Raw genomic sequence first — 10,932 nt, 5'->3', positions numbered from 1 at the left:
CGGCTTTGGGCAAGCAGTGAGTGGCATCACAAGCCTAAGCACGAGACATGACCGGAGCGTGAACATCAGGTGCCATGGAGCTACTGTTATCCGGCCGTTATCGCACCGCCGGGAACAGCCGTCGGGCCGTGGTTATCCTGCTCGCGTGACCCGACCCCGCACGGTCCCGGTCGTCGTGTGGCTGATCGTGCTCCTGCACCTCGCGGTGCTGCTCGGCCAGACCGCCGTCTTCCCCAACGTCCGCTCGCCCGACGAGCGCCAGCACGTGGACCTGGTCCTCCAGGTGTTGCAGGGCGACGCCTGGCCGTGGCCCGGCCCCGGCACCACGTACGTCACCCAGGGCGTGACGGCAGGCGGCTTCGTCGAGGCCGACAGCCTGGACGGCCCGCTGCACCTGGCGGACCGCCAGGACGTCCCGCCCCGCGGCGAGCGGCCCTCGTACCTGGCGGGCGGCGGTTCCGCCACGATGACGGCCGAGCTGCCCGACGGCGGAGCCGAGCCGGTGTTCAACCAGCTCGTACAGCACCCTCCCCTGTACTACCTGCTCGGCGCAGGCGTCGTCGGCCTGGTGCCCGGCTGGGCGGACGCGCCGCTGGACCAGGTGTGGCTGCTCCTGCGCTGGTGGAACGCGTTGCTCGCGCTCCCCCTGCCGTTGCTGCTGTTCGCCACCGCACGGCGGCTGCGCCTGCCCGAGCCGCTCCCGGTCGCCGCAGCGCTGGTCCCGCTCGGCATCCCGGAGCTGACGCACCTGGCGTCCGCGGTGAACAACGACAACCTTCTGGTGGTCCTCGGGGCGTGCGCCACGTTCCTGGTGACGCGGGTCCTCACCGGTGACCTGAGCCGGCGTACCGCAGCCCTCCTCGGGCTCGTCACGATGCTCGCGCTGCTGACCAAGGGCTTCGCCCTGATGTTCCCCCCGTGGATCCTGCTCGCCTACCTCGTCGCCGGGTACCGGCACCGGGCCCGCCTGCGGACCGCCGTGACGTCGCTGCTGGTGGCCGCCGCAGTCGCCCTGCCCGGCGTCGCCTGGTGGGTCCGCAACCTGGTGGTGCACGGCATGCTGCAGCCGCACGGCACGCATGCCACCCCGCCCGACCTCACCCCGGTCTACGGCTGGTCCGACGGCGGCTTCGCGTGGCTCGGCCGGTTCACCGAACGCATGGTCACGCTCTTCTTCGTCCAGGACCACGCGGCAGCCCGCGAGCACGACGCCTCCTGGTGGATGGCCCGCGTGGCGCTCGTCGTGATCCTCGCGGGGCTCGGCACCGCCCTGGTGCGCCGCCCCCTCCGCCCGCTCGACGCGCTCGTCCTGCTGTTCCCGGTGCCCGCCCTTACCGGGATCGTCGCCCGCGGTTCGTGGGAGCAGTTCGCGGCGTTCCAGGACCTCGGCGCCGCCCAGCAGGGCCGGTACCTCTACACCGGCCTCGTGGGGCTGCTGGTCGTCGCGCTCGCCGGCGCGGCGGTGCTACGGCCCCTGTGGCGCAGGCTCGTGCCGCTCGCGGTGCTGACCCTCGCGGGCGGCATGCACCTGGCCTTCCAGCACGACGTGTGGCACCTGTACTGGATGCCGCACGACGCCGGACCGGGCGCGTTCGTCCGGGCTCTGGCCGCAGTGGGCCACTGGTACGCGTTCCCGAGCGCCGTGCTGGTCGCGCTGGCGGTCGCAGGCCTGGCGCTCGGCACCGCCGTCGCCGTCTCGCTCGCCCGGTCCGCCCTCGGCGCACGGCGGCCGGATCCCGCCCAGGCAGACGCCGGCTCCCTGGTGGCCACGTGATGCGCTCGCTCGCCCGGTCCGTCTCCCGGTCCGTCTCCCGGTACCGGCCACGGCTCGGCGGGCAGGCCGAGCAGGTCGCCGTCCTCTGCGCTGTGGTCTCGGGAATGCTCCTGGCCCTGCTGGTCGCCCTCGCCGACGCCCCGTACGCGACCGGCGACGAACCACCGCACGTCGACTACGCCTACCAGGTGTGGCACGGCGAGCTCCCGGTCTTCGAGGACGGGCTCGAGCTGCGGCCCGACGGCGCCTGGCTCGCACCCGTGCAGTGGACCGCCCAGCACCCACCGCTGTACTACCTGCTGGTCGCCCCGCTGGTGGGCCCGCTGGCGGACGCCGGGCACCCGGTCGCCGCCGTCTACGCCGCGCGCGGTGTGAACGTGCTGCTCAGCGGCGCCTTCGTGCTCGCTGCCTGGTGGAGCGCCCGACGCCTGACGCGGCCGGGCAGCGTGCTGCCCCCGCTCGTCGCGTTCCTCGCCGGCGCCATGCCCGCCACCGCGCACGTGGGCGGCAACGCCTACAACGACCTGCTGGCCGCCACCGGAGTCACCGTGCTGTTCGGGCTGGCCGCGACGGCGGTGCGGCGTGGGCTCGAGCCCCGGTTGATCATGTGGCTGTCGCTCGTCGCCGCGACGTGTGCGCTCACCCGGTTGTCCGCCGCGCTCATCGCCGCCGTCGTCGCCGCCGTCGCCCTGGCCGCCGGCGCGATCCGGGCCGGGCAGGGCCGCGGCCGGTGGGTACACGTCGTCGCGCTGGCGCTGGCTGGACCGGGAGCGGTGCTGGCCACCAGCGGATGGTTCTACCTGCGCAACGTGCAGCTGACCGGCACCGTCACGGGGTCACACTTTGACTGGGCGCTGGCGAACCAGAACCGGCAGGAACGGCCCGTGTGGGCGGTGCTGGCCGACCCGGAGACCTGGCTCCGCCTGCCCGACATCTTCTGGTGGGCCGGGCGGCTCCCGCCGAGCACGCCCCTCACCGTCACGACGCTCGTGGTCACGGCCCTGCTGCTCGTGTGGACGCCGATGATCGTCGCGCTCATCACAGCGGTCCGACGCCGCGAGTCGCCGGTCGAGGCCCCGCTGGTCGAGGCCCCGCCGGCCGAGCACGCCGAGACCCGCCGCACCGACGAGCTCCTGCTGCGCGCCCTGCCCGTCATCGCGGTGCTCGTCTCGGTATCGGTGCAGGTGGCGTACGCCGCCAGCAGCGGCGGCGTGTACCCGCGCTACCTGCTGGTGGTCTCGGTCGCCCTGTGCCTGGCGATAGCAGCGGGCCTCGCGGTACGGCCCCGGCTGCTCGTTCCCGCCTGGACCGCTGTGACCGTCCTCGACCTGGCGGTCTGGCTGTCGGTCGAGCTGGCCACGCCCTCTGAGCCGGGGTACTACGCCGAGGCGTCCCTGCCCGCGGCGGTCGTGGGGGTGCTGGCGGCGGCGACCATCGTGGGTTCCGCGGTGCTCGCGCTCCGTGCGGTCCGCGAGCTCAGCGCGGCGCGCGCGAACCGGACGGACGCCACCACGGCAGCGGCACCCACGACCACCGTCACGGACCCGACCAGCACGAGCTGAGGGCCGGTCAGCGGGCTCCACCCGGCCCAGCGGGCCGCGGCGTCGGCCACGGACTGCCCCGGGCCCTGGTAGAACCCCCAGAAGCCGAACCCGAGCCCGCTCGCCGCCGTCACGCCCGCAGCTCCCGTCACCCAGGGCACTGCGCTGCGCAGCCGCGTGCCGAGCAGCGCGTGCAGGCCCAGCGCAGTCCCGGTCCCGAGGGCCAGGAGCCCCGCGAACAGGTACCGGCCCTGCACCGCGGAGATCCAGCCGTGGGCCGAGTAGTCGGGCCAGGCATTGACCAGGACGCCGCACCACAGCGCGGCGGGCAGCAGCAGGAGCACCGCGGTCGCCCGGCGCGCCGGGCCGCGCACCACGGCCAGGCCGCACAGCGCCGCGACGACGACGGCGGCGGTCCAGAACACGGCGTCGGGCACGCGGAGCTCCAGCCAGCCGAGGTTGCCGAAGAACGACCGGGTCAGGCTCGTCACCACGACCCGGACGAAGTACCAGAGGCCGTGCGGCTCGTCCTCGACGAACCGGTCCGGGATACCGACCGGCTGGACCGTCCCCAGCACCAGCAGGTTGCGCAGCCACCACCAGCCGCCGACGGCGAGCGCCGCACCGCCCGCGATGAGCACCCCCGCCCCGCGCCTGGCGCGTGGCCCGGGCGCCAGCAGGTAGGCGGCCACCACCACTGGCACCGCGAACGCCGCCATGACCTTGGTGAGGAGCCCGAGGCCGACCGCCGCACCGAGCAGGGCCGCCGTGCGCGGCCGCAGATCGCCCGTGGCCACCCGGGCGCTCAGGTAGGTGATCATCGCCCCGCTGACCGTGACCAGCGCGTCGTTGGTGACGCTGCCCATGATGTGCCCCACCTGCGGCACGAACAGCGTGAACGATGCCGCCACCAGCGCCGCCGCGCGCGACCTGGCCAGGCGCCGCACGGCCGCGGCGGTCAGCAGCGGCACAGGCAGCAGGAGCGCGACGTCGAACAGCCGCAGCACCAGGAGCTGGACGTCCCAGCGTGCCTCGGCCGTGCCCGTCAGGTGCAGCACGCCGGCCGCCACCGCGTAGTACAGCGGCGGGTGCTGCGTCATCTGGTCGACGGCCTCGGGCTCCAGCCCGCGGGTGCTGGTGCCTGGCGGGACGGGGTCCGCCAGCGCGTTGTCGCGGGTGACCGTGCCACGGTCGACGTCACGGGTCGGCGGCACCGCGACGAACGCGGGGACGCCTTCCCGGTCGAGGTGTCGGCCGGGCACGTCGGTCGTGAGCGCCGCCTGGTCGCGCGCCTCGTCCATCGCCGGGCCGACGAGAGCCTCGCCGGCGGCGGGCCAGCCGCCGCCGTACGCGAGGCGCAGCACGCTGTTGACGTGCTGCGGCTCGTCAGGTGCCCGGAACGCCGGGGTCAGCACCGCCCAGCACACACCCACCAGGGTGACGAGTGCGGTGATGAGGGCAAGCGCCCGGCGGTACGCCGCCTCGGCGGGATCGTCTCGCACGGTCACAGGATAGGGGTGCCCAGCCGTCGTCTCCCGTGCTGGTGAACACTTCGAAGTCGGCAGCTTCGCACCAGGTCGGCACTCCGCATCGAGATCGGTCCAGCGCTGTGCCGATCTCGATGCCAGGTGCCAACCTCGTGCAGGCGTCGCAGCAACCGTGGCGGTGCCCGACCCCACCCCCGATCGGACGTATCGTCGGTAGGTGCCTTCGTCTTCTCCTCGTGGCCGGAACCGGCGGTCGGACCGCGGCCCCGGCCCGGCCGGCAGCTCCCCCGGTACCCCCAGCGGCTCTCCCGGCGCCAACGGCTCCCCCGGTCCAGGCAGCTCGTCCGGCATCCCCAAGGCCTCCCAGGCCGACCTGCTCCGGCTCGCCGCGACCCGCCCCGGCGACTCCGGCGGGCAGCCGGGTGACGCCTCCGGTGGGTCCGCCCGCCCCCGACGCAGGGACCGCCGCGGCCGCGGCCCGCGCGGCCCCATGTTCCCGCCCGGCACGCCCGCGCACCGCACGCGCGCGCAGCGGTTCGACGACCTCGTGCTCGACGTCGTCGAAGATCTGGACCGGGCCTGGGCCACGCAGCTGCGCGGTACCGAGTTCGCGGTCGAGGACGTTCCGCCGTCGGACCCCGCGCCGTGGGAGGACGGCGGCGTGCTGCTCGGCCGGTTCTTTCCGGCGGAGGCGGGCCGGCCGGGCCGCGTGGTGGTCTACCGGCGGCCCGTCGAGGTGCGGGCCTTCGACCGGGAGGACCTCGCTGACCTGGTGCGCGACGTCGTCGTGGAGCAGGTGGCGCACATGCTGGCCCGCGCGCCCGAAGAGATCGACCCGAACTTCGGCGACCGGTCCTGAGCCCGGCTCAGCCTCCGTTCGTATCGGCTGAGCCTGCGGCTCCGCTCCGGGCGGGAGCCTTGCTCCGCTCCGGGCGGGAGCCTTGCTTCGCTGCGGCCCCACCCTGCGCTTCACCTCTGGCTCAGCCGGCGTCGACCCGGCGCACGCGCACGTCCCCGCCCGCCGCGAGCGGGGCCGTGGGCGCCAGCACCGAGAACAGGGAGGTGTCGTCGGTCTCCGCGATGCTCACCGACCAGACCACGCCGGGCTCGTCCGCCGACTGTTCCGCGACCACCGCGACGGCGTCGCCGAGCTCTGACAGCTCGGCCGGGTCCAGCTCGACGGTCTCCCCTGTGGGCACGTCGACCGTGCGGGTCCAGGCCTCGTCGCCGTCCGGCCCGACGCCGCGCAGCGCCACCTCGGTGCTGCCCTCCACGTCCTGGATCTGCTCCGGGTCACGCTCGTCGGGCACGCCGCTCAGCGTCACCCCGTAGGAGACGTGCTCGGGGACGGCGACCGCGCCGTCGGCCACGAGGCCCGCCGTGGGTACCGCTTGCCCGGCCAGCCAGGCCCTGTCGTACGGGTCGTCGTCGATCACCGCGCGCGCGGCGGCGGCGCCCTTGCGGTCGACGGCGGCACCTGCGACGACCGGGACGTCGGCGTCGACGACCACGGTGTAGGCGCCCTCGGGCAGCCCGCCAAGGGGCAGGGTGCTGAGCCGGCCCGGTTCGAGCGCCATCTCCTCGCCACCACGCAGCCGGACCGGCCCGTCGGGCCCGAGCACCGAGAGGCGCGCCGTCCCCGCGGTATCGCCGGGCGTCAGGAGGTCGAGGCGGGGCGCGTGCGGGTCGTCGACGGCTTCGCCGGTGCTGACAACACCCGACACCGCCGTCGCGCGCGACGGGGCGCCGCCACCCACGACGAGGTCGGCACCGGTAGGCACCAGGCCCTCGATCCGGTGGTGCTGGACGTAGGCGCCCACCCGGCCGCCCTCTGCGGTGACGTGCAGGGCGAGGCGGCTCTGGCCGGGCGCGACGGCCTCGAGCATGGTGACCACCTGCTCGCCCGGCGGCACCACGACGAGCGACTGGCTCCCCAGCACGACCGGACCGGCGGCGCCCCAGGCCTCCAGCCTGACGGTCGCGGGCGTCCGGCCGGGGTTCTGCAGCACCAGGCGACCGCTCGAACCCACCGAGGTGCCGCCGCCCACCAGCCAGTGCTCGACGGCCGGCACCGCGCACGGTCCGGCGACCAGGCCGCGCAGGTCGCCGTCGGTGGTCACGGACGCCACCGTGCCCGTCGCGTAGGTCGCGCCGCCCGGTGTCACGCGCACCGTGCGGGCGCCGTCCGCCTCGCCCGCGCGCACCTGGGCGAGGTCGCCGGCCTCGAGCGGGCCGGTGAGGCCCGCCGACCGGTCCCCGTCGAGGGTGGTGACCGAGGGCTCCGCACCGTCAGCACCGTCAGCACCGTCCGGCACCGCGCCGTCCAGCACCGCACCGTGCAGCAGGGCGGCGGTCAGCACGGCGGCGGTCAGCGACGTGGTGGTCTCGACGGGAGCTGCGCTGAACTCGTCGTCGCCGACGTCCGGCTGCTGCAGCTCGGCGGGCGCTGGGCAGACCAGACCGGTCTCGGCGGCGGCAACGGGCACCGCGTGCACGCCGTCCTCCGGCGGGACAGCGACGTGCCCCGCGTCGTCGGTGACGACGAGCGCGGCGACCGCCATCGCGCACAACAGGCCGCCCACCGCAGCGGCCGTCCGGCGGGCGGGCGCCGGCACCGCGAGCCTCTTGCGCCTCATCGAACCCTCCTACGGCCCACCGGCAGCGCCAGCAGGGCGAAGACCACCAGCGTGAACGTCGTGAGCACCAGCCATGCCGTGCGGTGGGGCGCCTCGTAGCGCACCACCAGCTGCCCGGCGTCGGGCCCGAGCGCGAAGGCCTGCAGCCCTGCCTCCTCGGCCGCCGGCTCCAGCCGGCGGCCGTCCAGGGTCGCGTGCCAGCCCGAGCCCGCGGTCTCCGCCAGCACGACGGTGCGGTCCGCGTCGCCCGCCGCGACGTCGGCGCGGACGGTCGTGCCTGCGGACGGCAGCACCTCGCGCGTGGTGCCGTCCTCCTCGACGCGGGCCCAGCCGGGCGCCGGCTCGTCGACGGGCGCGACCCGCCACACCGAGACCTCCTGCCCCTCGGTGACCCGGCTCAGGCCTGGCACCATGTCGAGCGTGGCCGCGAGGTCGCCGACGGCGCGCGTGGCGCCCGACCCTGCGTCCACGGCCGCGGACCGGACCTGCACCGCGCCGATGCCCAGGTCCGCCAGCTGCTCAGGCACCCCCTCGGTGGCGCCGGAGACCAGCGCCGCGACCGCGGCGTCCAGCGCGCTCTCCGGTCCGTCGTCCTCGGCGAGGCGGTCGTCCGACGCCGCCCTGGCCGCCGCCGAGACGTCGGCGAGCTGGGAGCCGTCGGCCCGCAGGAGCGCGTACTCGACGGTGCCTTCGGAGTCCGCGGCGAACCCGACCTCCAGCACGCGGGCCTGCCTCGGCGGCGCCTGCATCTGCTGCCCGACGGCGGGCACCACCGCGTCGGTCGTCACGTGCAGCGTCCCGGCCCGTCCGGCGTCGGCGACGCTCCCGGAGCCGGTCAGCCACGCGGCCGCCTGCGCGGCGGGGAGCAGGAGCGCGAGCACGACCAGCCCGGCGACGGCGACCCGGCGTGCCGAGCCGAGGAAGCCGCGGCGTGCCGCCCCCCGACCCGAGAGCACCCGGGCACCCGCGAGGGCCGCGGTGCCGAGACCGAGGAGGAGCAGCGACAGCCCGGGTCCGGACCACCGGCCGTCGTACTGGGAAAGCACAGCCACGCCGAGTCCCGCTGCCGCGACCAGCCAGCCCACCGGTGCCGTCGCGGCGACGTGGTGCCCGGCGTCCGCCACCCGCTTGCGGCCGATGCCCAGCAGTGCGGCGACGAGGCCGACCACCGCGAGGGCGAGCACCAGCACGCCGAGGGCCCACGGGCCCGCCGTCACGATCGCGCGGGCGGTGAGGAGCGCGGTGCCGCCGTCGGGCACGTCGAACCAGGGGTCGGGGGCCGCAGGCAGGCCGAGCAGCAGCTCGAGGCCCGACGCCGTCCCCGGCGCGGGGGCCCCGGAGCCGACCAGCGGCTCGGCGGTGAGGAGCCTGCGGTCGCCGTCCCGCACCGCCGTCCACCACAGGGGCACACCGACCACGAGGGCGGGTCCGAGCGTGAGCGCAAGGTAGCCGCGTCGGCGCGGCGCCACGAGCATGGCACCGCTCAGCACCAGGACGGCGGCGGGCAGCAGCGCGGGCGCACCGGCCACCACGCAGGCGAGCAGCAGGCCGCCCGCGCCCGCCGCGCCCAGCGAACCGGCGCCCGTCCGGGACGGGCGTGCGCGGGCACCGGCCTGCTCCTCGGCAGCGCCGTCGGGCGGCCCGAGCCGGTCGACCGCCTGAGCACCCACCGCGCGGACGAGCGCGACAGCGGTCCAGGGCAGCAGTGCGTGCGCCAGCACGCCGCCGAACAGGCCGCCGTCCAGCGCCCCGAGGAACGCCGGCGTGACGGTCCACGCGAGCGCCGCGAGCATCCGCAGCCACACGGAACGCGTCACCGTGCCCGCCGCGGCCCACGCGCCGGCGGCGGCGATCGGCAGCGCCAGCAGGAGCACCGCGTCCACCGCATGCTGCAGCGAGCCGCCCACCAGGACAGACAGGCCGGACAGGACGAACAGCAAGGGGTCGGCCGCCGCGGCGGCGCCGAGCCCGTCCCGCACCCAGCCGGACGTCGCCGCCGACCACGCGGTCGCCGTCGTGCCGCCCGCCGGGAGCAGCGCCCCGCCGACCAGCCGGCCACCCGCCGCGAGGGCACCAAGGGCGGGCCCGAACAGTGCTGCCGCAAGGCCGACGGCGGCGAGCACGACCACGCTCAGCGCCGTCCTGCGCCGGACGGCCAGGGCCTGCAGCTCGGCCTGCTCCAGCTCGGACGGCGCGGCGTCGACCCGATGAGCCTCACCGCGGGCGAGCCGCTCGTCGCGCCGCTCGGCGGCCACCTCGCGCCAGGTCCCCAGCAGCGGGCGCAGCACGCTGCGGGGCACTGTCGACGTGCGCGCGGTCCGGCGCCGGGCGCGCAGCAGCGGCCCCAGGCGGAACACCGCCCACAGCGGCGCGAGGAGCTCGTCGCGAGCCAGGTGGGGCTGCTTCATGGCGAGCCGGTAGCTCGCCATGAACGGCGCCCAGACCAGCATCGCGAGCATCGCGAACGGCAGGATCCAGGGCGCGACGGACGTCAGCCGCAGGTAGAGCTGGCTGCGGCGCCGTGCGCCGGACGACCCAGGGGCGTGCAGGGCGACCTGTGCGTGCCGCACCACGGCGTCGGGCACCACGACCACCCTGTGGCCGGCAAGGCGCACGCGCAGGCAGAAGTCGGTCGAGTCGCCGAGCTGGCCGTAGGCAGGATCGGTGCCGCCGACCTCGCGCCAGACCGACGCCCGCACGAGCGCCCCGGCGAGCCCGACGGCGAGGACGTCCTCGCGCGAGTCGTGCTGGCCCTGGTCGATCTCCGTGTCGTCGATGCCGGTCATGCGCCGGCCGAGCGGCGACACGGTGTGGCCCACCTCGACGAGCACTCCCCGGTCGGACAGCTCCGGGTCGAACGGCTCGCCGTCCGGGCCCGTCTCCCAGTGCCGCTGCTTGCAGCCCGCCACGGCGACGGCGTTCGAGTGCTCCACCGCACGGGTCAGCGCTGCCAGGGCTCCTGGAGCGGGGGCGGAGTCGTCGTGCAGGAACCAGAGCCAGCCGTGCTCAGGGGCGCCGGTCGCGGCGAGGGCCACGGTGACCGCGTCACCGAAGGTGCGAGCGCCCGCACCGGCCACGTAGCGCGCGCCACCGAGCTGCGAGCCCGGGTGGCCCGACGTCGCCGGGGCGGTGTCGACGTCGACGACGACCACGTCGTCGGGGGTGCGGGACTGCGTCCGCAGGGCCGCGAGCGTCGCGGCGAGGAAGGGGCTGCTGCCGCGCGTCACGACGACCGCGGTCACCGTGACGGCGACCGGCGCGGGGGCGGAGGGCTGGGCCGGAACCTTGGCCCACGCTGGCCCGGCCGTGGCCTCGTGGGGGCCCCGGTCCGGGCTGGGAGCCGACAGGCTGTCGGTACGTGGAGCGCTCATCTCGCTTCACATCATGCGGCGCGCCTGCGCCGACACGCCGCAGACGCGCCGTCGAGGGGTGAAATTCTCAGACCCTTCCGTACGGTCCGAGCCTGCGGTTCTTGTTCGGGCGGGCGCCTCGTT

Annotated in this window: 5 protein-coding genes; 2 read left to right on the top strand and 3 right to left on the bottom strand. The window is 75.9% G+C overall.

The genetic code is table 11. From position 1 onward, the window contains the following. Positions 1-145 precede the first annotated feature (145 nt). Positions 146-1,774 carry a glycosyltransferase family 39 protein gene (locus APR04_RS16920; protein ID WP_253872175.1) on the top strand — a complete coding sequence of 543 codons (1,629 nt, stop codon included), beginning with the start codon at positions 146-148 and terminating at the stop codon, positions 1,772-1,774. A 1,378-nt stretch (positions 1,775-3,152) separates the two neighbouring features. Here the strand turns inward: APR04_RS16920 and APR04_RS16915 are convergent. Next, positions 3,153-4,817: a DUF2142 domain-containing protein gene (locus APR04_RS16915; protein WP_253872173.1), complete on the bottom strand. Its 1,665-nt coding sequence runs from the start codon at positions 4,815-4,817 to the stop codon at positions 3,153-3,155. A gap of 202 nt (positions 4,818-5,019) precedes the next feature. Here APR04_RS16915 and APR04_RS31070 point away from each other — a divergent pair, with 202 nt between their 5' ends. Further along, entirely contained in the window at positions 5,020-5,661 is a 642-nt protein-coding gene (locus tag APR04_RS31070) for a metallopeptidase family protein (protein ID WP_308292361.1), read from the top strand. A gap of 121 nt (positions 5,662-5,782) precedes the next feature. On the opposite strand, the gene APR04_RS16905 is transcribed toward APR04_RS31070, so the two are convergent. Both APR04_RS16905 and APR04_RS16900 read right to left on the bottom strand, forming a co-directional pair. Next, positions 5,783-7,438 (bottom strand): DUF5719 family protein, encoded by a 1,656-nt coding sequence (locus APR04_RS16905; protein ID WP_253872170.1) that lies wholly within the window; start codon positions 7,436-7,438, stop codon positions 5,783-5,785. Next, positions 7,435-10,809, bottom strand: coding sequence for a glycosyltransferase family 2 protein (locus tag APR04_RS16900; RefSeq protein WP_253872168.1), 3,375 nt, complete (start codon positions 10,807-10,809; stop codon positions 7,435-7,437). Before APR04_RS16900 ends, APR04_RS16905 begins: the two co-directional genes overlap by 4 nt. Positions 10,810-10,932: the final 123 nt, after the last annotated feature.

Source organism: Promicromonospora umidemergens, from assembly GCF_024171995.1.
GTDB lineage: Bacteria > Actinomycetota > Actinomycetes > Actinomycetales > Cellulomonadaceae > Promicromonospora > Promicromonospora umidemergens.
This window is presented reverse-complemented; position numbering and strand designations above follow the sequence as displayed.

Excerpts from the sequence above, each read along its gene's own strand:
- APR04_RS16905 (WP_253872170.1), bottom strand. The coding sequence starts at position 7,438 with ATGAGGCGCAAGAGGCTCGCGGTGCCGGCGCCCGCCCGCCGGACGGCC.
- APR04_RS16900 (WP_253872168.1), bottom strand. The coding sequence starts at position 10,809 with ATGAGCGCTCCACGTACCGACAGCCTGTCGGCTCCCAGCCCGGACCGG.